Here is a 26,302-nt window from a genome sequence, read left to right as displayed (position 1 = left end):
ATTTTATTTCAAGTAATAGCTAATTTTCACCTTTTTTGTTGTTTTTATATATATTTTCTTATGTTGGTTTCCTGGATTTTTTTCTACATACCCATTATCTTCTAGTTTTTTCAATGCCTTAGCTATAGTTCCTTTGCTTTGAGCAAAAAAATCATCAAAATCATCTTGAGATAAATCATTGCTTCTATGTATCTGCATTAAATAACGACCTTCATGAACCATATCTGCAAATTTGGATTTTTCATATAGTATTTTAGTTTATTTTTAGATATATAATTAATTAATGTAATAAAAGGCATACTGTCGAATTTATCTATATTTTTCTTCTCCAGAGACATGTTTTTCATCTAGTCTTATTTATTTATATATTACATCTTAATGAACATATATAATTTCCTACGAACTGTTCATATATAAAGAATTAATTAAAGAATATTATCTTATCTGAGAGTATTTTTAATAAATTAAAAATTTAAAAATAAAAAAATAAAAAAACAGAAATATCATAAGAATATTGTTAAAAAGAAAATAAGAAATAATAAAAAATAGTCAAAAAGATGAAAATAATATTTAAAATTTTTGTTCCATCTAAGAAGATATAAAATTAAATTTGCATAATATCAATGTCTAAACTATTTCATATTTGCAAATCTTCAATTAAAATACATTTTTAAGATCTTTTTATTTCCTGAATATCCAAAGAATCCATATGAAAAATAAAAATCAAATCATAAACATATTTTTTGTAACAAATGATATAATATATAAAAAATATATGTAAATATTATATTAATAATAGAATTCAATATTTTAAATTATTTTATAAATAATAAATATCATAACTTAGGAGATAATTTATGAAAAATGAACTTACTACAATATGGCCTGTATATATTGATTCCAATAGAACTTTAAAAGAAGGACGTAAAATATCTAAAGAATATGCTGTGAAAAATCCTAGTATTAATGAAATTAGAAAAGCATGTTACAAATTACAATTACAACCTGTAGTAGATACTGAAAAAAGTTATCCTGGACTATGGTATGAACATTCAGGACGTGTAGCTGTAGATACTGAAATGAAAAAAAATGAACTTCTAAAAGCAGTTGCAGATAAAATAAAATCCAACAGATACTAATTTTTTTATAAATTTTAAAATTCTTTTTTTAAATAATATCTTATAATCAGGTGGTACAATGAGAGAAGAAGTTGCAATGGAAATTGAAGATTTACCAAAAGGTATGAAAGACCTATACAGTCAAGCAAAGAATATGATACTTTCAAATGAAGATATTAAGATTTATTCCCATAATGATTGTGATGGAATTTCTTCAGGAGCAATTTTATCTATAATCCTTGATAGACTAGGTAAAGATCATGAAATAGAATTTGTATCTCTTGATAAACTAGAAGATTTAGAAATTAAAAACAAATTAACAATCTTTTCAGATTTAGGTTCAGGTCAGCCAGTTGAAAAAAATGCTAAAAGGGACTCTGAAATTCTCATATTAGACCATCACCCCCCACTTAGAGATTTAGATTATAAAGATACTGTTGATTTTAAGTTTCTTGAAATTAATCCTATGCATTTTGGTATTAGTGGAACTTACTATATTTGTGGAGGAGGATTATGTTATTATTTAGCAAAAGAATTTGGATATAAAGATTTAAGTTGGATTGGTGTCTTATCTGCTGTTGGAGATATGCAAAACAGTCATACTGGAAAAATGGAAGGTTTAAATAAACTTATACTCCAAGATGCAATTGATGAAGGTTATGTGAAAAAAATAGGTGATCTTTCATTATATGGTCGTGAAACAAGACCTTAGCATTATCCTATTTTAGTGATGTTAATCTTCCAATAACAAATAGTAAAAACGAATGTATAGAACTTCTAAAAAAATTAGATATTGAAAGACAAGATGATGAGGGAGTATTTAGAAAACTTTCAGATTTATCCCATGAAGAAAAAAGCAGATTATTCTCAGAACTTGTTAAAATGTTATCTATGGAAGTTCCACCAAAATATGTTAAACATATTCCTAAACTCGTTTATGCTGACAGTTACGAATTCTTACATGAAGAAAACCATACCTCCCTTAGAGATGCATCTGAATTTTCAACTGCAATGAATGCATGTGCAAGAAATAAAGAAGAAATGGTTGCACTAGAAATATTAAAAGGTAATAGAAGCGATGCTCTTGATGCACTTGAATTAATTTCAAGAGAACATAGAAGATATCTTGCTTTAAAAATTAAAGATTTAGATGAAAATAATGCTATTACTGAGTTAGATAATTTACAATACTTTAATGGTAATAATATTAAAAGTGAGGTTGTTGGAACTATTACTGGAATGATCTTATCACAGGGAAATTGGCAAAAACCAATTATTGGTTATACAGAAATAAGTGAAGAAAATGATGATTTAAAGATTTCACTTAGATGTTCAAGACTTCTTGCCTATGATGGAATACATTTTGGAAATATTATACGTGAAGTTGCACAAAGTGTTGGTGGAAATGGTGGAGGGCATTCAGTTGCATGTGGAGCTTATATTCCTAAAGAAAAAAAAGATGAATTTATAAATGCATTTAATGATAAATTAGAAGGATATTTATAAATATTTAATCAACAGCCACGATTTAAATTTTAAGCACTTTTTACTATTTTATATTATCTAAATACATTATATTATTTTGACTGTTACTTTAACTATTTTTACAGTTTTAATATTTCCTATTTTTTACTGTTTTAATATTTTAATTATTTTTACTATTTTTAGTCAATTTAGATTTGATTTTTTTAAACTAATACTTTTTAAAAAGAAAATAAGTAATTAGAAAAATATTAACATTTTTATTACCTCAAATCCCATAATTTATTTTTTTAAAATATGATTGAATTTATTAAAATTATTAATAATTTAAAAAATTAAATAATAAAAGCTAAAAATTATTAAAATAAACTTTAAAAAAATTAAAATCTACTTTATTACATATATTATGTGTTTAGATTTTTCAAATAAGATTTAGAAAAAATTTAAATAAGATTTAATTTATATTTTATATCAATTACAGTTTAATAAATTTCAGAAAAATTAATTTAAATGAGGAATAATAATGGAAATATTTAAAAAAAGAGGTGCAATGACTAAATTTCAAATATTAAGTGAAATTTCAAAACAAGAACCTCACCTTAAACAAAAAGACTTAGCTGAACGTTTAGGTATAACAGTACAAGCAGTATCTGAAAATATTAAATCACTTATTGATGAAGGTTATATAACCTCCAAAGATGGACGTTCTCCATACAAAATTACCCAAGAAGGTATTAAAAAGGTTAAAAAGGATGCAGTTACATTACGTAAATATTCTGATGGCGTTCTTGAAGTTATGAACCATTACCAATCAGTATGGCCTGCAATAGCTAAAGAAGATATTGAAAAAGGAGATACTGTAGGACTATTTATGGAAAATGGTTTACTTTATGCATCACACAGCGAACAATCTGCAAATGCAACTGCAGTTTCTGATGCAAAAGTAGGAGAAGATGTTGCGCTTGGAGAATTAAATGGAATGATTGAATTAAATATTGGTAATGTACTTATAATTACAATTCCAACTATTAAAGAAGGAGGATCTAATGCAACTGACTTAAATCTTATTAAAACCATATACAAGGTAGGTTTTAAAGAATGGGAAAACAACAACCAGATTGATAAAGTAGCTGCTGTTGGAACAGTTTCACATGCAGTTGCAAATAAATTAGATATTCCAATTGACATTCAATTTGCAGCATCATCATCAACTGCATCTGCAGCTAGAAAAGGACTTAATATTATGGCATTATCTGTTGGTAATATGACAAAAAGTTTTATAAAAGCAGTAGAAGCAGAGGACATTAAATACCATGTAATTGATGGTAAATTATAATCCATTTATTTATTTTTTTTAATTTTTTATATTGTTTAAATCCTATTGATTTTTGCAAAAATTAATTAAATTTAATTTTAATCCCATAGGATTTTTAATTACTTTTTTTATTCATTTTTACAATTTCAATTAATGCTGAAATTATTTCAATATTTTTATATCCTTCATTTTGTAGTTGTTTAATTAAAGATTTATTAATATTATTAATTTTATTATCTTTATTATCATCATTGTTTAAAATATCTTTAAGCTCATCAATAACCTTTTTAGATTTTTTTAACTCTACATCCTCAACAGTAGGTACTTTTAATTTAGTGATTTTAGTTTTGGTAAACCTTTGTATACTTCTTAAATACTTTACATCACGACCAGTAACAAAGCTTAATGCATAACCAGTACTACCTGCTCTTCCACACCTACCTATACGATGAACATAAACCTCATCAATTTCAGGTAAATCATAATTAAATACAATCTCAACATTACTTACATCTATACCCCTTGCTGCTACATCAGTTGCAATGAGTATATTGATTTTAGATTTACGGAATTTTTCCATAATCCTGTCTCTTTTTACTTGTTTCATATTACCATGAATGGCTGAAACATTAAAACCTCTGTTTTTAAGTTTTTTATTTAAAAAATCAACCTGATTTTTAGTATTACAAAACACTAAAGCTAAATTAATGTCATATAATTCAAAAATATTAATCAATGCACGGAATTTTTTATTTCTAGGAGTTTCAAAATAATATTCTTTGATTTTAGGTTTATTAGTATTATTATCCTTGGTTTTTAAAAATTTAGGATTTTTCTCATATTTTTGAGCTATATTTTTAATATCATCAGATATTGTTGCAGAAAAAAGCATAGTCTGTCTTTGTTTAGGAGTATATGAGATGATTTCTTCCATATCCTCAATAAAGCCCATATCCAACATTTCATCTGCTTCATCTAAAACAAGTGTTGAGATTGTTGAAACATCCAGATTGCCCCTATTAATATGGTCAATTATACGGCCAGGAGTACCTATTACTACATGAACTCCTTTTTTAAGAACCCTTGTTTGTTTACCAATCGCTTGACCACCATAAACCGGAAGAATCCTTAATTTTTCCATAAAATTTGAAAGTTTTACAAACTCTCCTGCTATTTGAATAGCAAGCTCACGAGTAGGAGTTAAAACCAATATTTGTGGAGATCTATCTGGAATCCATATTTTATTAAGTGATGGGATTGCAAATGCTAATGTCTTACCTGAGCCAGTTTGGGCTTGTGCAATAATATCTAATCCTTCAAGAGCTGGAGGAATAGCTAGGATTTGAATTGGTGTAGGTTCACTAAAACCCATATCTTCTATTGCATCCTTAATATCATCAAGTATATCAAAGTAATCAAAACTCATAAATCTCAATTTATTATTCTTCAAATTAAATAGCTAATAATAATTTTATCTATATTAAAATTTTTAAAGTATACCAAATATCATTAATTTTTATTATGTTCACATTCTTTGTTAAATCTACAGCTTCTACATTTATTTGGATTTTTTGTAGGTACAAATGGCCTTGTACCATCCAATAATCCCTGCATTCTATTAATTAAATATTTAATCTGATTTTCAACATTTTCATCAAATTCCTCTGTGAAGAATATGTTATCTGTTCCTCTTTGTCTTAAAGCCCCAATTATTTTACGATTATCATTACCTTCAGATTGTTTTTCAATGAGTGATTTAAATGCTAAACAATATGCTCTAACTTGATTAATTTGGGAAGAATATGCTTTATTTCCAGGTTTATCATCTATTATAATAAATGAATCTGGAGTCATCTGAATCTCATCAATAAATCCTCTTATTCCATAATTTGGCTCAATAACAAACATTTCCCTTGTTTTTGTTTTTGCAGTTTCAGATAATTTTAATGTTTCCTTAAAACTTGCAGGTTTGGCAGTTTTATTAAATTCATCTTCTAATTTTTGATGTACCTCAGTTCCCTTTTTCATATGTGTAGTTTCCCCTACAACTATACCTTTAAAATATTCAAGATACAATTCATATTCACAGTACCCTTGAATATTCAACCAGCTTATTGGAAAGTTATTTAAACCATTAACTATTTGTACACCTTTAATTTGAGGGTGTTTTTCATAATTATAAGCTGAATAATTATCAATAGATATATTTTCCATCAAATACCTCCTAAATAAAAACATATAAAAAAATTAAATCAGATAAGGCCTTTTAAATTATAAAAAATTGTTTAAATTGAATTTATAAGTTAAATTATCATTAATGTATTTTAATTATAAATTTAATTATAAATTTTGTTAAAATTTAATTTTAATATTAATTTATATATAATAATATAATAATGATTTTTTAATAATAAATATGTACAGATAACTTATCAAGATTGAAACTTGATGTTTTAAATTTTACTACAAATAAATCAAATAATCAATTAATAATTCAAACCCTTTTTTATTAAAAACACTGTTTAAATGAACGAAAATTAAAGTAAAATTAGTTAAAAATTTTTGATTTTTTAATTTTTATTTTGGAACAATTATTAAACTAATAATGAAAACTGAAAATAAACTAATAATCAAAACTGAAAATAAACTAATAATCAAAACTGAAAATAAACTAATAATGAAAACTGAAAATAAACTAATAAGATAAAAAAAGATAAAAAAATTAAAATTATAAAAAAAAGATAATAATAAATAATTATAGATCAAATTTAGATTTATCTTCATTTACTACTTTAGTATGGGATAATTGTCCCAATAGACGATCATCTTTAGAACCATATAACATTCCCATAAGATAATCAAAAATAATGAATATCCACCATAATTTAGAAATATTTCTAAATATAGCTTGTTTATAGGAAATTCTTTCTCCTTCTTCATTCTGCACTTCAATAAATGTTAAAAGTTTACCTACAGTAGCACCTCTAATCTTTTCACAAAATACAAAATAGATTATAATAATTATAGGTGCCGTTATAGGAAAATAATGATAAACCTGATATTTAAAAACAGGATTTGCAAATAAAAAAAGGAAATAAGATATTGGCCACATAATTGCAAATACAACTAAAAAATCCAATATATATGCTATAAATCTTTTTGTAGTCATGCTCACCATAATATTCCTCACAATAGATTTAATTAAGATTTAAAATAAAAAATATATAAATAATATAGTAATTAAGGCCATATTATTTTATTTATTAACAAACCCTAGGAACAGGGTCAGCTATCGGTGCTTCAAGAATTCTTTGTCCACCTACAGCAGTTTCAATAATAACATGTTTACCTTCTACAACTTCACCAATAATTGCAGCTTCTTTACCATATTTATCTGTTTTAATAGCATCAAGAATTTCATCAGCCTTATCTGCAGCTACACCCATAACAACTTTTCCTTCATTTGCAACTTCAAAAGGATCAATACCTAACATTTCACTTACAGCATGAACTTCCCTTTTAATTGGAATAACATCATTTTCTAGTAAAACACCAACATTAGATTTTTCTGCCATTTCATTTATAGCATTTGCAAATCCCCCTCTGGTAGGATCTTTCATTGCATGAACACCACCAACTTTAAGAGCTTTCTCAACAATACCCCACATAGGTGCACAATCAGATTTTAAATCAGTTTCAAAACCAAAACCTTCCCTAAATGACATAAGACTCATACCATGATCTCCAATACTACCTGTAACTATAATCTTATCACCTACTTCAAGTGTAGAATCACGAATAATCTGATCTTTTTTAGCAATACCAATACCAGTGGTTACAATTACTATACCATCTAATTTATTAGATTCCATAACCTTTGTATCACCTGCAATAAGAGCAACATCTGCTTCAGCACATGTATCATTCATAGATTTCATTATTTTATCCATATCCCCAATATCAAATCCTTCCTGAACAATCATTGCATTAGTTATAGCAAGGGGTTTTGCACCCATCATTGATACATCATTAATAGTACCTGCAGCTGAAATTCTACCAATATCCCCACCCGGGAAGAAAAGTGGCTGGATGGTATGACCATCAGTTGAAACAATAATTTCATAATCATCCATAGGTATAGTTGCACCATCATCTAAATCTTCTAAACCTACACCTCCATTAACGGATTTTTTACTTATATTTGATAAAATTGTTTCTTTAATAAGTTTTTCCATTACTTCTCCACCAGCACCGTGGTTCATTCCAATTTTCATAATATCTCCTTTATGATTTTAAATTTAAAATGATTATAAAATAAAATTAATTTTTATTTTAAAATATTATAATATATTTAATATATTTTTTATTAGCAATTTAAATAATTATTGAAAAAGTTTTGTCAATAATGAAACTTTTATTATATTTAATTTTAAATGATTTTAGAAGAAAAATTAGATTAATGAGGAATTATTAAAAAAATTAGAAACATTAAAATAATGTAATCAGATAATAAAAAAAATCTTAAAAAAAAGTTAAAAATAAAATAAAATAAAATAAAATAGAAAAGTTAAAAAAATAAAAAATTAAGTTTAAATTATTAAACTTAATAAACTTTTAAATTTGTTTTAAATGTTTTTGTGCTATAACACTTATTTCCAACAAAAACTACTTTTACAGAATATTTACCTTTTTTAAGGTTGATTTTTTGGAAAATTTATCCGTTCTTATTGGTTTAGAAAAATGAAACTTTTTAAAAAAAAAAGACATCATATTAAAAAAATATATAATTCTAAATGAAAAAGAGATAGTTTAAAAAAAAGATTAAACAAAAATCTGAAATTCAAAAAATAACTAATAAATTAAAATTTAAAATTAAATATTTATAAAAAAGAGTTAAACTTATTTTAAAAAAAAGATTAGTAAAAAAAACTTATTGAAAAATAACTTAAAAAGTCTTAAAATTAAAATAAAAAAAGAATTAGTGTTTATAATAAAACACCAGAAATAACACCAGACTGACCTGGTCTAGAAGTAACTTTTGCATTACCTTTAGAAGTTTCTACAATAGCACCTTTAGTAATGATGTTCCTTCTTACAAAGTTAGGGTTAGCTTTATTTTCTACAACATCTAAAATGTCAAGAATTTCAGCTTTATTATTTTTTGGATCAATAACATTAATTTTGTTTCCAACATCTAATCTCAATTTCTCGTTTCCACCACGAGTTCTAATTTTTCTTAATCTTTTTCCACCTAATTTGGTTTCAGCTGAAGATCTACCTAATTCTGATTTTCTTTTACCATGATTAAATCTTAATCTTCCACCAGAAGGACTCCTTATAGATTTTCCTTGACTAATTGACATTTATTTCACCTAATAAAATTAATCTTTAATTAATAAATTGTTATATAATAATTTTAAATCGCAAACTTAAAATAACTCTTAAATAAATAAGTTAGCAAGAAAATACTTATTTATATTCTTTTTAATATTAAGAACCATAGAGCAAAAAGAGTCATTAAAAGAATAATGATAATTAAATATTGATATGTTCTTATATATAAAGCTTGTTTTATAAAAAAATTTTTTTGATAATTTTGAGTATTTAAAAAATCTTTAAAAAAAATAGTAAGCTAAGTATATACACTCCAAACACTATTATTTGAAAAAAAAATATTAATTAAAAAAATAATCTTATAAAAAATAAGCTAAAAAAAAATATATTCTAATAAAAAAAATACCTTATAATGTTAAATAATAATATATTAATATATAAACTTAATCAATATTATCTAAAAAAAATTAAAAAAATCTTCCAGGTGTGAAATTTGTTAAAAGAAAGATATGGTGAACGGCCAGTAGAAAGTGAAGAACAGCTTGAACTTGAAAAAACAATAAAACATCAAGCTCAAGAATTTTTAAACGAATTTAATTCTAATTTACCTGAAGCCATGGAACTTGAATATGAAGGATTTTACAGAAGAGGATTTTTTGTAACTAAAAAAAGATATGCAGTAATTGAAGAAGGAAACATTATAGCAAAAGGACTAGAACTTGTTAGAAGAGATTGGGCACCAATTGCTAAAAATGCACAGGAAGATGTGCTATATGCTGTTTTAAATGAAGGTAATGTTGATGCTGCTGTAGAAGTTGTTAAAGAAGCACTTATAAAACTTAAATCTCGAAATGTTAACCGTGACGATTTAGTAATACATACACAGATTACAAAAAGTCTAGATAAATATAAACAAATTGCACCACATGTAGTTGCAGCTCGTATAATGGAAGACCATGGAATGAAAGTTCAACGTGGAGATATTTTAAGATATGTAATTATTAAAGGAAAAGGTTCAATTAGCTCAAGAGCAGTTCCATACCAATATGTTGATGAAAATACTGAATTTGATATAAACTACTATATTTCAAATCAGTTAATCCCTGCAGTATCACGTATTATGAGTTCATTTGGCTATACTGTTGAAGAATTAGAACAATTAGATAGTAAAGAAAAACAACAAACATTAGACTCCTTTTTCTTTTAAAAAGAACCGTTAAATTTTAATTAAAATTATTTCTACATTTTATGATATTTTAAAAAAATAGAAATTAAAGATAAAATTTAAATTTATAAATTTATAAATAATTGAATTTTTTAATATACTATATAGTAAATATATATATTAAAATAAAAATATGCATATATTAAAATTTATATAATAGTATAAACGATTTAAGAATAAAAATAAGGTGAATAATATGGATGAAGATTGCAAAGATAAAGCAGTATTTTTTGATATTGATGATACCTTACTTGACACTTCTTCATTTGCAGAACTTGCAAGACATGCCGCAATTAACAATATTGTAGAAAATGGACTTCCTATTGAAGAAGAAGAAGCTTATGATATTTTCAAAGAAATTATTAAAGAGAAAGGATCAAATTATGGTAAACATTTCAATGTACTTACAAAAAGAGTGATTGGTGCAGAAGATCCTTACCTTATAGCACTTGGTATGACAACATACCATAATGTTAAGTTTTCACTTCTTGAACCATTTCCAAGAACTATTGCAATTTTAATTTATTTAAAACAAAAAGGATATACAATTGGTGCAATTACCAATGGTATTACCATTAAACAGTGGGAAAAACTTATAAGACTTAATCTTCACCCATTTTTTGACATTGTTTTAACTTCAGAAGAGGTAGGTTATGAAAAACCTCATACTAAAATATTTGAAGAAGCACTTAAACGAATGAATTGTAGTGCAGATAAAAGTATAATGGTTGGAAATAAATTTGACACAGATATTATTGGAGCAATTAATGCAGGTATGAAAGGAATACTTGTTAATTCTGAGTTAAGCTTTGAAGAAGAAGAAATGATTGAAAAAGAAAATCTGGATGTAACTGTTTTAAATAATATTTCAGACGTTGATACTGTTTTATAATATTATATTTCATAAATTATTTTGATTTAAAATTTTAAATCAATAACTATTTTTTTATAATAATTACACTTTTATTTGAAGTGCAATTGGACAATGGTCAGAACCTAAAACATCAGATAAAATATAAGAGTCAGTTACATGAGATTTAAATTCATCATTTACAAAGAAATAATCTAATCTCCATCCAACATTTCTATCTCTAGCTTTAGTTCTATAACTCCACCAGGTATAGTTTTCACCATCTTTGTTAAATTCTCTAAAGGTATCTACATATCCATTATCTAAAAATTTACTTACCCATTCTCTTTCTACCGGTAAAAAACCAGAAGTTTCTTCATTTTGTTTTGGCCTTGCAAGGTCTATCGGTTTATGTGCAGTATTTACATCACCACAAATTACTAAATTTAAACCCTCTTCAACAAGATTATTTGCATAATCTAAAAATGCATCATAAAAATCAAGTTTATACTGTAATCTTTCCTCACCAGAGCCACCATTAGGGTAATAAATATTTAAAAGGGTAAAATCATCATAATCCAATCTGATTAATCTTCCTTCAATATCAAATTTTTTAATGCCCATACCGTTTATAACCTGATTTGGCTTAAGCTTAGTATAAGTTCCAACACCACTATACCCTTTCCTTTCAGCAGAAGAAAAATATGAAGTGTAACCATCAATATTTATTAATTTACGTGGAAGCTGATCAATATGTGCTTTAGTCTCTTGAACTGATACAATATCTCCATCTTCTTCTACTAACCAATCAATAAATCCTTTTCTATGAGCCGCTCTAATACCATTAACATTCCATGAAATTAATTTTATCTCATCCATAATAACAAAACCTATTTATTTTTTTATTAAAATTATATATTTAAAATTTTTTAAAAATTATTACCTACAGCCCTATATTCCATCCATTTACCGCTTAAATATCTATAAATATAAAATATTGCTCTAACATACCAGTCTATAAACATTGCTACCCATGTACCAAATACTCCCCATCCAAAGTAATCAGCAATTACATATGCAAGTGCAATCCTGCAGATAAACATTACAAGTAAACTTACAATCATAGGCCATTTAGCATCACCTGCACCTCTAAAGCTTGTAGGTAATGTAAATGCTAAAGGCCATATAATGATTGCAAATATACCATACCAAATAATCATATCCGCTGCTAAATTTTTACATTCTGGTGATAGATTATATAAAGAAAGAACCGGATCTAATATAATAAATATTATTATATTAACCAATAAATGAGTGATAAATGTTATTAATATAATTTTTTTATTATAAAATTTAGCCTGAGTATAATCATTTGCACCAACACAACGAGAGATAACTGTTGTAAGACCTAAATTAATAGCAAAACCAGGCAGTGCAGAAAAAATACCGAAACTTATACCAACAGCATTTGCAGCTATAGCTATTGTACCGAAAGTAGATACTAAACCTAAAATTAAAATTCTACCTAATTGAAAGAGCCCATTTTCAATTCCATATGGAATACCTACATTTAACACCTTCTTAAGCATAGAAAAGTCAAATTTATATTTTAAAGTCTTTTTAATATGAAGGTCATTTTTCTCATTTAAAACAAAATAAATCATTACAACTGATGCTATTAATCTGGAAAATACCGTAGGAATAGCTACACCTTCAACACCAAAACCAAAGACAAAAAGAAGTATTGCATTTCCTATAACATTAAATAAATCACAAATAAACATTATAATCATAGGTCGTTTAGCATTTCCCATTGTCCTATAAATTGCAGCCCCTGCATTATAAACTGCAACAAATGGAATAGTTAAAATCATATAGCTTAAATAAATATCTGCATTGACAAATACACTACTACTAATTTGTCCAAATAATAATTTAATTATATATGTTTTAAAAAGAAAAATAAGTAGTCCAATTATAATAGAAATTATTGCTGAAAACCATACTAATTGATTTGATGCTTCACATCCCTTATCTAACTCCCCATTACCTAAATATTGTCCTGCAATAACTGCACCTCCACTTGCAAGTGCTGAAAAAGAAAATATTAAAAGCATCATAATAGAATCAATGAGAAAAACACCTGAAACAGCTGCCTCACCAATAGTTGAAACCATCATAGTGTCAATAAAACCGACAAAAAATTCTAAACCCTGTTCTATTAAAAGAGGGAAAAATAAAGCAAAAAGCATTTTATTTGTGAAAAAATATGATTTTTCATTAACTGTTTTATCACTTAAAATATTGTATGTAGCCCTAAATAGATTCATAATATCAACAATAATTTACGGAAAAATTTATAAAAAAATGTTTAATAATCTTAATAAAAATAACATTTATAAATTATCTTATCTATACATATATTATTACATTTTAATATTTATTAATTATTTAAAATATCAAAATTCTAAAAAAAAAATTTATTACTAATTTAAAATAAGAAATTTAAATTATTATAACCTTTAGGTGTAAAAATGAGTGAAGATATTTCAAAAATCATTAAAGAATTACCTTATTATGAAAAGATTTTACTTAAAAATTTAGAAGAAAATGAAGATATTCTTCCTGAAGAGGTAGCAGAAAAAGAAAATATAAATATTAAATCTGTTATGAGTGCTGCAGGTTCCTTAGCTGCTAAAGGTATAATTGATGTTAAAAAAAATACCGAAGAAGTAATTAAATTAACAAAAACTGGAAAAGACTTTGCAGAAAAAGGTCTTCCAGAACGTAGAGTATTAAATGTCTTATCCCATGAGAAAAAAATTCCTATGAAGGAATTAAGTGAAAAAATAGGTATTGATAAAAAAGAAGCTAATATTTCACTGGGTTGGTTAAATCGGAAAAAATGGGCTAAAATAAACAATGGTGAATTAACTGTTACAGATAATGGAATTGAACAAAGTGACCTGCAAGGAGAAGATGAAAAACTCTTAAAAAAAATATTTGCTGACCAAAGTTTAAATAAAAGTAATTTAAATAAGATTGAACTTCAAGCTTACAAACATTTAACCCAAAGAAAAGACCTTCTTATAAGTAAAAAGACCAGTTCACATAGTTTCAAGCTTAATAAGTTAGGTAGAGACATATTAGAAGAAGGTTTTGAAATTGGGGATAAAAAAGAAGAAGCTACTCAACTTAGCCATGATGATTTAAAAGAAGGAACATGGAAAAATAAAAACTATAGGCCTTATGATATTACAGCAGAAAGCCCTAAAACATTTGCAGGAAAAGCACATCCTTTAAGAAAAATCATAGAAGAAATTAGAGAAATATTTTTAGATTTAGGTTTTACAGAATCAAATGGTACTACCCTGGATTCTGCTTTCTGGAATTTTGATGCACTATTTCAACCTCAAGATCATGCTGCACGTGAAATGCAAGATACATTTTATGTTAAAACCCCTTCAGAATGTAAACTACCTGAAGGTGAAATTGTAGAAAATGTATCAAAAACCCATGAAGATGGAGGAAATACTAATAGTACTGGATGGGGTTATAAGTGGGATATAGATGTTGCAAGACAATCATTACTTAGAACCCATACTACAGGTATTTCAACTAAATATTTAGCTTCACACCAACCACCAATGAAAATGTTTTCAGTAGGTAGAGTATTTAGAAGAGAAACTATTACTTATAAACATTTACCTGAATTCCATCAGGTCGAAGGTATTATTTCTGCTGAAGGAATTAGTTTCCAACATTTACTTGGAATTTTAAAAGAATTTTATAAAAAATTAGGGTTTGAAGTTCGTTTTAGACCGGCTTATTTCCCATACACTTACCTCTCATGTGAATGTGAAATTTATCTTGAAGACCGGGAAAGTTGGATTGAACTTGGAGGAGCTGGAATGTTTCGTCCTGAAGTTCTTGAACCATTAGGTATTAAAGTACCTACTCTTGCATTTGGTCTTGGTATTGAAAGACTTGCTATGATTAGATATGACATATCAGATATTAGAATGTTGTATAAAAGTGATATCAAATGGTTAAGAGAAATTCCATTAGATAATGGTGTAAAATTAAAATTTGATTATTAATTAAATAATTAAATTTAAATTCAATTATTTTTTTATTAATTTTTTCTCTTTTTATAATTTAATTTATTAAATTTTTTAAAAATATATTAAAATCCCCCTTTATTAGGCCATTAACTTTAATATTTTTATTTATAAACCTATTTTTAAAATATATCTACTAATTTTAATTTCACATAGATATTTCCACGACTAGAATTACTAAAGTTTATCACAATCTTATTTTTCAAATGAAAATTATTTAATCGTTAAGCATTCACTAATATATATTACATTATAAAATCATCTAGAATATTTTAAATAAATTTAAATAGAATTTAAACACATTTATTATATTGTTACTAGAAATCATAAGACCTCATGATTTTCTGTTTTTTAGTAATGGGGATGATATCGAGGTAATGACACCTACCTATCCCTTGATTAATACAAGTTTAATATCTATTTTTTTAAATTAAAAAAAACTTAACTTATTAAACTTAATATGTCCTGGATAAAATTTAATAAATGTAACAGGACATATAAAACAAAAAAAGGTGGAATATGTATGAAAAAAATTTTAAAAATACTAATCGGAATAAGTTTACTATTCCTTTTAATTGGAGCAGTAAATGCTACAGATAATTTAACTAAACAATCTACAGTTCAAGACAAAAAAATTGATACATCAGATTCCTACAATGGAAAACCAATTATATGGGAAGATCAATCCTCACAAGTCTCTAAGAACGATCAAAAAACTGTTCAAAAGACAAATACAAAACAAATTAAATGTAAAGTAAAAACTCATGATATAAAACGCAGTCAAGGAAAAAATATACAATTTGCTGTGTGGGTAAAAGACAATAAGAATAAGCCCGTGGATAATCTTAAATTAAAACTTAAAAGAGTTTACAAAGGACATAGTTATACCTCTTATATAAGAACAATTTCTGGTGAGGGTATTAAGTTTTATTCAAAATTAGGAAGCGGTAAACATAAAATATATATTACAAGTGCCAATCCAAAATATAAGGTATCTGCAACCTCTACAATCACAATAGGCAATGGTAAGCTATATTATGTTGGGCTCAAAATTAGAAATCCTAACAGTTATCCTGCACATAAAAAAGGTATAACCGCATATTATACATTTGGAGGGCAAAGTAATCCTGGAGTATATGCTACTGTAGATGGTCGAAGTAGTTCAGATGGATACATTCATAAGAAAATTGTATCTGCTATGTTTTATTTTAAAAATAATAAAAATAGTAAACTAATCACTAAAAAAGTTAAAGGTCAAACTAACATTTATGTTTCTACAGCTTATTACCATTTAATTAATGGATATACACCAGTTTATGCTAAAGTATGGTATACACCATATAATAGATGATAATACTTTTAGAGGAATAAAAAATAATTTCTTATAATTCTTTCTTTTTTTCTTTTTATATTTTTCTATTGCATTATAAACAGATTTTACGTGAAAGATCTTTTTTTCTATCAATAACTATTTTAAATCTGTAATTAACTGAAAATTAAATTCTAATAATTTTATCGGTTGTTACTATCATATTCAAAACTTTATCATGTTGATCATTAATTACAGAGTCAACTAATTGGAGAGGATGAATTGTAGTTACAATAGGTGTATTATTATCAATCAGTTTACGATTTAATAAATCCTGGATTTCTCTATCACCAAATCCTTTACCTTTTCCAATTCTATTACCTTTTTTATCAACAGCAACAGAACCTTCAACCACCATATCAACTTTAGGATAATCCTCAATATTTAAATCTTCTGAAAACTTAAAAGCCCCATCTTTAGTAGAGGCTTCAACAAATGAAGTTATTTTACTTGATTTTAAAAAAAGATAACCATGTTGAAGATTAGGGCTAGCCATAATCAAATCTTTACCATCTTCTAATGGAAAATATCTAACAGGTTTTTGGGCAGTGTCTGGACTTGAAAAAATAGTTTGAGCAGTTTTCCACTGAAAAGTCGTTCTAAGCAGTTCTGCTGCAATAACACTTCCTTTAAAATCAGGGATTTTACCATAATCTCCATTAGGCCTATTTGAAAAACCATCATTATATATTGCATCATAAACAGATTTACGTAAAATATCTTTTTGAGCATCAATATCCATTATAAAACCTATAAGTTGCAAATTAAAAAAAATGATAATAATAATAAAATTTGAAAATTCTTAACTATTAATATAATAAATCTTAGTATGAATTATTTAATAAATAAACTTTAAATTCTTAACTATTAATATAATAAATTTTAGTATGAATTATTTAATAAATAAACTCTAAATTCTTAACTATTAATATAATAAATCTTAGTATGAATTATTTAATATAATACTTATAAATTCTTAATTATTTAATATAATAAACCCAATTTTCTTTTCTCTTTAAAGGTTCAGGATAGTCACCATCAACATATCCAATAACACAATGGCCAATTCCTTCATAATCCCCTTCAATACCTAAATTCTTTAAAACTTCCTTATATTCATCCATTTCAAATTCTTGTTTTGCACGATGAATCCAAATACCACCATAACCTAAATCATGTGCTGCAAGAAGTAAATTACCCATTACTAAACTTCCATCATAAATATAAGTTGGTACAGATTTATCTGCAAGAACAATAAGAACAACAGGACCATTATAAAATGGATTAACATCTTCTGGAAAGCCACCTATTTCTCGGTTAATTTTTTCTAATTTGTCCCTAAACTCTTTATTTGTAACAGCGACAATTATTGGAGATTGTAATCCTCTACCATTTGGAGCATAAGTTCCAGCTTCAATAATCTTTTCGATATCTTTTTCTGGAATCATATCACTTTTAAAATTTCTAATACTTCTTCTTGATTTTATTTTATCTATTAACTCAGGCATTATATAACCCCTATAATTTTAATTAATAATAATTATTTAAATTACTCATATTAAAACTTATTTAAAATATTTGTAAGAATTTATGAATTTTTAATATAAATAAAGAATGATTTAAAAAGTTTAAAATAACAAAAATATATTAAATAAAAATAATAAAATTTTATTTATAATATTTAATGAAATTTAAACCATATATATGATATAATATTATAAAATGTTCTTAAAAAATTTAAAAACTTATTAAATTCAGTTAAAATTAAAAAGGAGAAATTCAAGTGTTAGATATAAAATTATTTAGAGAAAATCCTAAAATAGTACTTGAATCTGAAAAGAAAAGATTTAGGAATAATGATTATGCTGAAAAAGTAATTGAATATGATACTCTATGGAGAGAAAGTGAAAATAAATTAAATACATTACGTCAAGAAAAAAACAAATTATCCAAATCTTTCAAACAGGCAAAACAAGATGGAAATCTTGAAGAAGTTATAAGCAAATCCAAAGCTGTAGCAGAAGAAATCAAAGAGTTAAGTGCTAAAGGAGAAGAGTATAAAAGACTTCGTGAAGAATACAGATACAAAGTGGGAAATATTATTGATGAAGATGTACCAATCTCCGATAGTGAAGATGATAATCAAATAATAAAAGAATATGGCCAAAAACCTTCATTTGATTTTGAACCCTTAAGCCATGTAGATTTAATAGAAAAAATCAATGGTGCAGATATTGAAACTGCTGCTAGTGTTTCTGGTGCAAGATTCTATTATTTAAAAGAAGATATTCTATTTTTAAATTTAGCCTTAATTCAATTTGCATTAAATGAACTAAAATCAGAAAATTATATTCCTCTTCAAACACCATTCTTTGTTAAAGGAGAAGTTGCTGCTGAAACTTCTGAGCTAGGTGAATTTGAAGAAACATTATATAAAATTGATGGTGATGATTTATACTTAATTGCAACTGCAGAGCAAACTCTTGCAGCATTACATAGAGATGAGATTATAAGGCCTGAACAATTACCTCTTAAATATTGTGGTCTTTCTACCTGTTTTAGAAAAGAAGCAGGATCTCACGGTAAGGATACTCTTGGAATATTTAGAGTACATCAATTTGAAAAAATCGAACAATTTATTTTTACTACTCCCGAAGATTCTAAAAATGCACACAAAGAATTATTAGAAATAACTGAGAGAATATATCAAAAATTAGAAATCCCATATCATATTGTATCAATCGTATCTTCTGCATTAAATGACAATGCTGCTATAAAATACGATCTTGAAGCATGGTTCCCTGGTTCTAAAGCATATAGAGAATTAGTTTCCTGTACAAATTGTACTGATTATCAAGCAAGAAAAACTAAAACCCGTGTTGGAAAAGCAGGTTCAGGTGATGCTCAAATATTACATACTTTAAACAGTACTGCAATTGCTACAGAAAGAACCATATGTTGTATTTTAGAAAACTATCAACAAGAAGATGGTAGTATTAAAATACCTGAAGTTTTAATACCGTATATGAATGGTAAAACAGAAATTAAAGCACAAAATTAAATAAGATTTAATTAAATTAAATGAAATTAATTTAATAAAGACATATTTTGAAAAACTGTGTTTTAACTAAAGCTAAATTAACTCAACGAGGTTAAATATGAATATATTAATATCTAACGATGATGGTGTTAATACACCTGGAATTTTTGCTGCAAAAGAAGCTGTTAAAGATTTAGCAGATGTAACTGTCGTTGCACCTGAAGATAATAACAGTGGAGTAGGACGTCATCTTACAATGTTTAAACACCTTCAGGTAAGTTCATGCGAACTTGAAGATAATAGTCCTGCTTATAGTGTTTCTGGTACACCTGCAGATTCTGTAGTAATTGGTGCAAATTACATTATGGATGAAAAACCTGATTTAGTAATTGCAGGTATTAACTCTGGAGTTAATATTAGCCGTAAAGATTTAACCTCATCTGGAACTGTATGTGCAGCATTAGAAGCTGTTGCTATGGGAATACCTGCTATTTCTGTATCCTTATTTATGGATTATACTTCATTTGAAAAAGATGAAGATGGTAATTGGCATTTAAACCAAGACTTTGAATTGTCTAAAAAAATATTAAAGGATTGTGTTTTAAAAATCCAGAAAAAAGGATTTCCTGAAGGAGTAGATTTATTTAATTTAAATATTCCATCAAATTGTTTATCTGAAAATATAAAAATCACCAGACTATCTGATAAAATGCTTAATAAAACTGTTATTGATGATAAAGAAGATAGCCTTCAGGAGATTTTTACCTACGAATTTAAAAATAACACTGTTCCAAATGAATTTATTGAAGATGACACACATAAAATCGTTATGATTACCTCAAAACTTAATGAATCTCATGAAGAAGGAACAGACGGACATTGTTTAATGGTTGAAAAAAGACCTAGTTTAACTCCACTAAATGTTGATATGAGCGTACCAGTATCCAAATTAGAAAGTTGGTATTAAAACATGAAAAAAGTAGTTATCTATGGGAAATGATTAAGTATTACATATTACCCTTTTCATTATTTATTTTTAAGCTCTAATTTTTAAATACATGTTTATAGATTCATTTTAAGTATTTAATATATTATACAATTTACCTACATCCCATTTCATTTCATTGATTAATATCATTTTTGATTTTTTTTATTTAATTTTCATTAAACGGAAAACTATATTAAATTTTAAACATGGTTTTCATTCAACTGAAAATATTTATATTAATATCTAATAAAAGTAGTATTAGGTGATTTCAATGATTATTCAAAGACAAAATTATATTGAAAAAATTAAGCCTTTCATAAATAAACATATTATTAAAGTTTTAATTGGAATCAGACGTTCTGGAAAATCTACAATACTAAAACAAATAATTAATTCATTAATAAAAGATGGGATTCCTCAAGAAAATATTATTTGGATAAACTTTGAATTAAGTGATTATTTTGAAATAACAGATATTAAAAAGCTTGAAGATTATATTTCCTGCCAAATTACAGATGTGGAAGGTAAAATTTATCTTTTTTTTGATGAAATACAAGTTATTCCCCAATGGGAAAAATTGATTAACTCCTATTTTGCAAAAGAAAATTTTGACATATACATAACTGGATCAAATTCAAAACTCCTATCCAGTGAATTTGCAACTTATTTGTCTGGAAGATATGTGGAATTAAACATTTTTCCATTCTCTTTTGAAGAATATATTGAATATCATAAAATAAGTGAAGATTATAAATCTCATTTTTACAAATATTTGGAAGATGGAGGGATGCCTTCAACTTATGATTATGTAAGTGATGACAAAAAGTTGATTATAAGAGATTTATACAATTCAATAGTTTTAAAAGACATTATTCAAAGAAATAATATTAAAAATATTGATTTAATAGACAGAATCATGAGATTTATAATGTATAATATCGGCCAACCTTTTTCAGCAAATAAAATCTATAAAAGATTAAAACAAGATATGGTGAATTTATCTGTAAATACTATTTATAACTATTTGAAATACTTTGAAAATGCCTGTTTTATTTATCAAGTAAAACGTGAAGATTTACAGGGAAAAAAAATACTTAAATATGATGAAAAATATTATTTATGTGATTTAGGATTTCGTCAATCAATAATTGGAAATAATCAGAGAGATATTACCCGAGTAATTGAAAATATTGTTTATATTGAGCTTTTAAGAAGAGATTATGATATTACAATAGGTAAAATAGATAATTTAGAAGTTGATTTTGTCTGCAAAAAACAAAATAAACCAATTTATATTCAAGTATCATATTTGTTGGTCAGTGAAGAAACAATTGAAAGAGAATTCAAACCATTAAAAAATATTCCTGATAATTATCCTAAATATGTGATTACATTAGATGATGTGAATATGTCTCATGATGGTATAGAACATTTAAATATTGTTGATTTCTTATTAGAGGATAAAATTTAATATGTTTTAAACTGGTAAATTTCTAGTAAAAAAATTTTAACCATTGATTTTATAAACACTACAATAAATAAGTTTTTTTAGGCTATGGAAGAATAAATATTTAAAAAAAAATTTTCATAAAACTTCATATTAACAATATTCATTAATTAAAAAAATAAATTTTAAAAAAAAACTATAAAAATAAGTTCAATATGGGGGGGAAAAATTAAGTAATAAACTATAAAAAACCCATAAAAGGAATTATTTTGAAAATAAGGAATTTTTTATTGAAAAATCAATTTTGAGAAAAACCCCTCACATAAAAAGAATATTTTAATATTAAAAATAAAAAAATAATGAAAATGCTTATGCATTTTCAGTCATTATAGGTACAACTTGTTTTTTACGGGAGACAACACCTTCAAGAAGTGCAAGATTATCTTCTAATTTTACATTATATGCCTTCTCAACAAGATCTGCTCTTTCACCTAAAACAAGTACTTCAGAATTACTATTAATAATATCAGTAATTAAAAGCATAAAAATATCAAGTTTTTCATCCTCAATAATTTTTTCTATACCTTCTTCTAATTCATCTTTCATTTCTAAAACATCTGGAATACTTGCAGTATTTACCTGATTTACAATAGATTTAACATCTTTAAAGTCTATTTGTTTTGCATCTAAATTTAAAATCTCTTCAATTGAAAAATCAGATAAATCAGTACCTGCTTTTAACATTTCTAAACCATAAGTTTCATAATCTATTTCGGCAATTTTTGAAAGTTCATCGACTGCTCTTCTATCATCATCAGTAGTAGTTGGAGATTTTAAAAGTAATGTATCGGATATAATTGCAGATAACATTAAAGAAGCAATTTCTTTTGATATGAAACAATCATTTTCTTCATACAATTTAAATAAAACTGTTTCAGTACATCCAACTGCTTCTGCCCTATAAAATAAAGGATAAGAAGTTTCAAGTGCAATTTTATGATGGTCTACAACTTTTTTAATATTTAAATTTTCAAGATTATCAATTGATTCTGCAGGACTGTTATGATCAACTAATATTACATCAGACCCCTCTTCAAGAGTTTCAATTAATTTTGGAGCTTCAACATTAAAATAATTTAAAACATATTCAGTTTCTTTATTTAAATTTCCTAATCTACATGCTATAGCTTCTTCGTTTTTAAGTTCATGTTCTAAATTAGCCATAACTATACTTGAAGTAATTGAATCAGTATCAGGACTTTTATGTCCAAAAACATATGTATTTGCCATATAATCTTCTCACTATAAGTTTTTTTATAATATTTTAAGAGCGTATATAAAAAAAATATTATGATAATTATAATAAGAATTTTTGAATATAAACAATAGATTCTTAAAAAATAATCGTTAAATACACTCCTAATGAAAAATCAATCTATAAATTTTGTTTAAAAAATATAGATTTTATATAAATATAGGTTTAATATAATTTATTAATAATAATTATTATTAAAATTTTAGTATTAAATAACTTACCCCTAACAGATAAAATATTTAATAACTATAAATAAATAATAAAAAAATCAAAAATTTAATTATAGTTTAAATTAAATTGTATAAAAATATCCTTGTTTTAAAAATATTGGAGCAAAATAATGAATAAGAAACTGGTTATCCTATTAAGCTTTATTATATTTTTTGTATCTTTACTTATTATTGTAAACCTCTCTAACACTCCACCTGAAAATGATGAGAGAACCTTAGTGATTGGAATTGATGCAGAATTCCCCCCTTATGGATATATGGATAAAAATGGAGAATATACGGGATTTGATTTAGATTTAGCACAAGAAATTTGTGATAGAAATAATTGGACTTTAGTTAAACAACCTATAGATTGGGAAACAAAAGATTCAGAATTAAACTCTGGAAGTATTGACTGTATATGGAGTGGATTCAGTATAAATGGTAGAGAAAATAAATATACCTGGTCTAAACCATATGTCAATAATAAACAGGTTATTGTAGTAAAAAACCATTCTGGCATTAAATCACTAGCAAAATTAAAAGGTAAAAATGTTGAAGTGCAAAAAGATTCATCAGCATTAGCAGCACTTAAAAAGAATAAAAAATTATCTGGAAGTTTTAATAAATTAACTGAAATCGCTGATGATAATACTCTATTTATGGATTTAGAAGTAGGGGCATGTGATGCTATAGCTATGGATCAGGGAGTTGCACTATATCAAATTAATAAAAAATCCAATAATAATGAGTATATAATCTTAAATAAAAGTATTTCATCCGAACAGTATGGAATTGGATTTAAAAAAGGAAATACTAAACTAAGAGATAGAGTGCAAGCTACATTAGATGAAATGTATGAAGATGGAACTGTTGAAAAAATTGCTGAAAAATATAAAGATTATGGTGTTTCAGAGGCTCTAATAAAAAACAATAAGGAATTTTTATAGGAGAAAAATATGATATTTGAATCAATGATTATTCAATTATGTAAAGGAATGCTTACTTCAATTGAAATTTTCGTTCTCACATTACTTTTTTCCCTTCCTTTAGGACTTCTTGTTGCTTGGGGAAGAATGAGTACGATTAAACCAATCAGATGGTTAATGAAAGTATATATTTCCATTATGAGAGGTACCCCATTAATGTTACAATTAATCGTAGTATTTTTTGCACCATATTACATTTTTGGATTTAATACCTCAAGTCATTTTAGAATGATTGCAGTTATTATTGCATTTTCAATAAATTATGCAGCGTATTTTGCTGAGATATATAGAGGAGGAATTGAATCAATTCCAAAAGGACAATATGAAGCTGCAAAAGTATTAGGTTATTCAAAATTTGAAACATTTTTCATAATTATTTTACCTCAAGTCATTAAAACTGTTCTTCCTTCAATTACAAATGAAGTTATTACTCTTGTAAAAGATACGTCACTTTCATTTGTACTTGCAATTCCAGAGATGTTTACAGTTGCAAAACAAATTGCAGCAGCACAAGCATCAATTACAGCATTGATAGTTGCAGGTGTATTCTATTATATATTTAATATAATAGTTGCATTAGTAATGGAATCTATAGAAGAAGAATTAAATTACTACGATTAGGAGGAATATTATGAGTTTATTTGAAGTAAAAAATCTTAAAAAAAGTTTTGGCAGTAAAGAAGTTCTTAAAGATATTTCTCTTAAAGTAAAAAAAGGAGAAGTTTTATGTATCATTGGACCTTCCGGTTCAGGAAAATCCACATTACTTAGATGTGCAACAAATCTTGAAACTTACGAGGGAGGGGAAATTATATTTGACGGAACATTCGGATTAGTATTCCAGAATTTTAATTTATTCCCCCACCATTCAGTAATTAAAAATATTACTAATGCACCTATAAAAGTTCAAAAAAGAAATAAAGAGGAAGTTTACAAAGAAGCAAGAGCTTTACTTAAAAAGTTTGGTCTTGAAGATAAAGAAGATTCTTACCCTTGTAATCTATCAGGTGGCCAACAACAAAGGGTTTCAATTGCAAGAGCACTTGCAATGAATCCTGATATATTATTCTTTGATGAACCTACCTCTGCATTAGACCCAGAACTTACTGCAGAAGTTCTTAAAGTTATAAGAAAACTTGCAGAAGAGAAAATAACTATGGTAATTGTTACCCATGAAATGAATTTTGCTCGTAATGTTGGAGATTATATTATCTTTATGGATAACGGATATATTATTGAAGAAGGTTCACCTGAAGATGTATTTAACTCCGATAATTCAAGAATGAATGAATTCTTAGGAAAATTAGGAGATTAAGATTATCTTAATTTCTTATTATTTTATACCATTTTTATTTTTAAAATAAATGATTTAATAGGGATTTTAAAAAAAAAGTTTTAGACGGGACTGTAAAAAATTTAACTGATAAAAATTTATTTAAGTCCTGAAACATTATTTTCCATCCATTTTATATTATTTGATTTTATTTGTCTTTTAGCACC

At 25.8% G+C, this 26,302-nt stretch carries 23 protein-coding genes and 1 pseudogene; 13 read left to right on the top strand and 11 right to left on the bottom strand.

Going from position 1 to position 26,302, the window contains the following annotated elements; translation table 11 throughout:
• Positions 1 to 3: 3 nt before the first annotated feature.
• On the bottom strand, positions 4 to 222 hold the full coding sequence (locus QZ146_RS01770; protein ID WP_295721873.1) for a helix-turn-helix domain-containing protein: 219 nt from the start codon (positions 220 to 222) through the stop codon (positions 4 to 6).
• 635 nt (positions 223 to 857) lie between these two features.
• Between QZ146_RS01770 and QZ146_RS01765 the strand changes: the two genes are divergently transcribed.
• The 3 genes and pseudogenes from QZ146_RS01765 to QZ146_RS01755 all read left to right on the top strand — a co-directional run bounded on the left by QZ146_RS01765 (position 858) and on the right by QZ146_RS01755 (position 3,936).
• The gene (locus tag QZ146_RS01765) at positions 858 to 1,139 is read left to right on the top strand and encodes a signal recognition particle subunit SRP19/SEC65 family protein (RefSeq protein WP_295721871.1); all 282 of its coding nucleotides are present in this window, start codon (positions 858 to 860) and stop codon (positions 1,137 to 1,139) included.
• A gap of 82 nt (positions 1,140 to 1,221) precedes the next feature.
• Positions 1,222 to 2,624: pseudogene (gene recJ, locus QZ146_RS01760) on the top strand (single-stranded-DNA-specific exonuclease RecJ).
• A gap of 499 nt (positions 2,625 to 3,123) precedes the next feature.
• Positions 3,124 to 3,936: a winged helix-turn-helix transcriptional regulator gene (locus QZ146_RS01755; RefSeq protein WP_295721869.1), complete on the top strand. Its 813-nt coding sequence runs from the start codon at positions 3,124 to 3,126 to the stop codon at positions 3,934 to 3,936.
• Between the two features lie 94 nt (positions 3,937 to 4,030).
• Here QZ146_RS01755 and QZ146_RS01750 read toward each other — a convergent pair whose 3' ends face one another.
• From QZ146_RS01750 to QZ146_RS01730, 5 genes are all read right to left on the bottom strand, one after another.
• Complete coding sequence (locus QZ146_RS01750; RefSeq protein ID WP_295721867.1) at positions 4,031 to 5,341, bottom strand: DEAD/DEAH box helicase; 1,311 nt, start codon at positions 5,339 to 5,341, stop codon at positions 4,031 to 4,033.
• A gap of 83 nt (positions 5,342 to 5,424) precedes the next feature.
• The gene (locus tag QZ146_RS01745; RefSeq protein WP_295721865.1) at positions 5,425 to 6,129 is read right to left on the bottom strand and encodes a PD-(D/E)XK nuclease family protein; all 705 of its coding nucleotides are present in this window, start codon (positions 6,127 to 6,129) and stop codon (positions 5,425 to 5,427) included.
• 541 nt (positions 6,130 to 6,670) lie between these two features.
• Entirely contained in the window at positions 6,671 to 7,093 is a 423-nt protein-coding gene (locus tag QZ146_RS01740; RefSeq protein ID WP_295721863.1) for an RDD family protein, read from the bottom strand.
• An 85-nt stretch (positions 7,094 to 7,178) separates the two neighbouring features.
• Positions 7,179 to 8,189, bottom strand: a complete 1,011-nt coding sequence (gene hypE / locus QZ146_RS01735) for a hydrogenase expression/formation protein HypE (protein ID WP_295721861.1) — start codon at positions 8,187 to 8,189, stop codon at positions 7,179 to 7,181.
• Between the two features lie 711 nt (positions 8,190 to 8,900).
• Positions 8,901 to 9,278: a 30S ribosomal protein S8e gene (locus QZ146_RS01730; RefSeq protein ID WP_295721859.1), complete on the bottom strand. Its 378-nt coding sequence runs from the start codon at positions 9,276 to 9,278 to the stop codon at positions 8,901 to 8,903.
• A 464-nt stretch (positions 9,279 to 9,742) separates the two neighbouring features.
• Between QZ146_RS01730 and QZ146_RS01725 the strand changes: the two genes are divergently transcribed.
• Both QZ146_RS01725 and QZ146_RS01720 read left to right on the top strand, forming a co-directional pair.
• Positions 9,743 to 10,456 (top strand): DNA polymerase domain-containing protein, encoded by a 714-nt coding sequence (locus QZ146_RS01725; protein WP_295721857.1) that lies wholly within the window; start codon positions 9,743 to 9,745, stop codon positions 10,454 to 10,456.
• Between the two features lie 214 nt (positions 10,457 to 10,670).
• The gene (locus QZ146_RS01720) at positions 10,671 to 11,366 is read left to right on the top strand and encodes a TIGR02253 family HAD-type hydrolase (RefSeq protein WP_295721854.1); all 696 of its coding nucleotides are present in this window, start codon (positions 10,671 to 10,673) and stop codon (positions 11,364 to 11,366) included.
• 63 nt (positions 11,367 to 11,429) lie between these two features.
• Here QZ146_RS01720 and QZ146_RS01715 read toward each other — a convergent pair whose 3' ends face one another.
• Both QZ146_RS01715 and QZ146_RS01710 read right to left on the bottom strand, forming a co-directional pair.
• Positions 11,430 to 12,203 carry an exodeoxyribonuclease III gene (locus QZ146_RS01715; RefSeq protein WP_295721851.1) on the bottom strand — a complete coding sequence of 258 codons (774 nt, stop codon included), beginning with the start codon at positions 12,201 to 12,203 and terminating at the stop codon, positions 11,430 to 11,432.
• Positions 12,204 to 12,253: 50 nt separating this feature from the next.
• The gene (locus tag QZ146_RS01710) at positions 12,254 to 13,654 is read right to left on the bottom strand and encodes an MATE family efflux transporter (protein ID WP_295721850.1); all 1,401 of its coding nucleotides are present in this window, start codon (positions 13,652 to 13,654) and stop codon (positions 12,254 to 12,256) included.
• A gap of 204 nt (positions 13,655 to 13,858) precedes the next feature.
• Between QZ146_RS01710 and QZ146_RS01705 the strand changes: the two genes are divergently transcribed.
• Both QZ146_RS01705 and QZ146_RS01700 read left to right on the top strand, forming a co-directional pair.
• Entirely contained in the window at positions 13,859 to 15,424 is a 1,566-nt protein-coding gene (locus QZ146_RS01705; protein WP_295721849.1) for a phenylalanine--tRNA ligase subunit alpha, read from the top strand.
• 544 nt (positions 15,425 to 15,968) lie between these two features.
• Positions 15,969 to 16,796 (top strand): hypothetical protein, encoded by an 828-nt coding sequence (locus tag QZ146_RS01700; RefSeq protein WP_295721848.1) that lies wholly within the window; start codon positions 15,969 to 15,971, stop codon positions 16,794 to 16,796.
• Positions 16,797 to 16,941: 145 nt separating this feature from the next.
• Here QZ146_RS01700 and QZ146_RS01695 read toward each other — a convergent pair whose 3' ends face one another.
• Together QZ146_RS01695 and QZ146_RS01690 are read right to left on the bottom strand one after the other, a co-directional pair.
• Positions 16,942 to 17,556, bottom strand: coding sequence for a 5-formyltetrahydrofolate cyclo-ligase (locus QZ146_RS01695; protein WP_295721846.1), 615 nt, complete (start codon positions 17,554 to 17,556; stop codon positions 16,942 to 16,944).
• Positions 17,557 to 17,794: 238 nt separating this feature from the next.
• Positions 17,795 to 18,322 carry a nitroreductase gene (locus QZ146_RS01690; RefSeq protein ID WP_295721844.1) on the bottom strand — a complete coding sequence of 176 codons (528 nt, stop codon included), beginning with the start codon at positions 18,320 to 18,322 and terminating at the stop codon, positions 17,795 to 17,797.
• A gap of 275 nt (positions 18,323 to 18,597) precedes the next feature.
• On the opposite strand from QZ146_RS01690, the gene serS reads away from it, so the two are divergent.
• The 3 genes from serS (at position 18,598) to QZ146_RS01675 (ending at position 22,313) form a co-directional block, all read left to right on the top strand.
• Complete coding sequence (gene serS / locus QZ146_RS01685) at positions 18,598 to 19,875, top strand: serine--tRNA ligase (protein ID WP_295721843.1); 1,278 nt, start codon at positions 18,598 to 18,600, stop codon at positions 19,873 to 19,875.
• A 97-nt stretch (positions 19,876 to 19,972) separates the two neighbouring features.
• Positions 19,973 to 20,821 (top strand): 5'/3'-nucleotidase SurE, encoded by an 849-nt coding sequence (gene surE / locus QZ146_RS01680; RefSeq protein ID WP_295721841.1) that lies wholly within the window; start codon positions 19,973 to 19,975, stop codon positions 20,819 to 20,821.
• 292 nt (positions 20,822 to 21,113) lie between these two features.
• On the top strand, positions 21,114 to 22,313 hold the full coding sequence (locus tag QZ146_RS01675) for an ATP-binding protein (RefSeq protein ID WP_295721840.1): 1,200 nt from the start codon (positions 21,114 to 21,116) through the stop codon (positions 22,311 to 22,313).
• Between the two features lie 345 nt (positions 22,314 to 22,658).
• On the opposite strand, the gene QZ146_RS01670 is transcribed toward QZ146_RS01675, so the two are convergent.
• Positions 22,659 to 23,579, bottom strand: coding sequence for a manganese-dependent inorganic pyrophosphatase (locus QZ146_RS01670; RefSeq protein ID WP_295721838.1), 921 nt, complete (start codon positions 23,577 to 23,579; stop codon positions 22,659 to 22,661).
• A gap of 365 nt (positions 23,580 to 23,944) precedes the next feature.
• Between QZ146_RS01670 and QZ146_RS01665 the strand changes: the two genes are divergently transcribed.
• From QZ146_RS01665 to QZ146_RS01655, 3 genes are read left to right on the top strand one after another with little or no spacing between them, the layout of a single operon-like run.
• Positions 23,945 to 24,763, top strand: coding sequence for an amino acid ABC transporter substrate-binding protein (locus tag QZ146_RS01665; protein ID WP_295721836.1), 819 nt, complete (start codon positions 23,945 to 23,947; stop codon positions 24,761 to 24,763).
• Between the two features lie 9 nt (positions 24,764 to 24,772).
• A complete protein-coding gene (locus QZ146_RS01660) occupies positions 24,773 to 25,423 on the top strand; it encodes an amino acid ABC transporter permease (RefSeq protein WP_295721834.1) in 651 nt (216 codons plus the stop codon).
• A 10-nt stretch (positions 25,424 to 25,433) separates the two neighbouring features.
• The gene (locus QZ146_RS01655) at positions 25,434 to 26,117 is read left to right on the top strand and encodes an amino acid ABC transporter ATP-binding protein (protein ID WP_295721832.1); all 684 of its coding nucleotides are present in this window, start codon (positions 25,434 to 25,436) and stop codon (positions 26,115 to 26,117) included.
• The last annotated feature ends 185 nt before the right edge of the window (positions 26,118 to 26,302 follow it).

The organism is uncultured Methanobrevibacter sp. (assembly GCF_905235195.1).
Lineage (GTDB): Archaea > Methanobacteriota > Methanobacteria > Methanobacteriales > Methanobacteriaceae > Methanarmilla.
The sequence above is the reverse complement of the archived record's forward strand: the minus strand, read 5'-3'. Positions and strand labels throughout refer to the sequence as shown.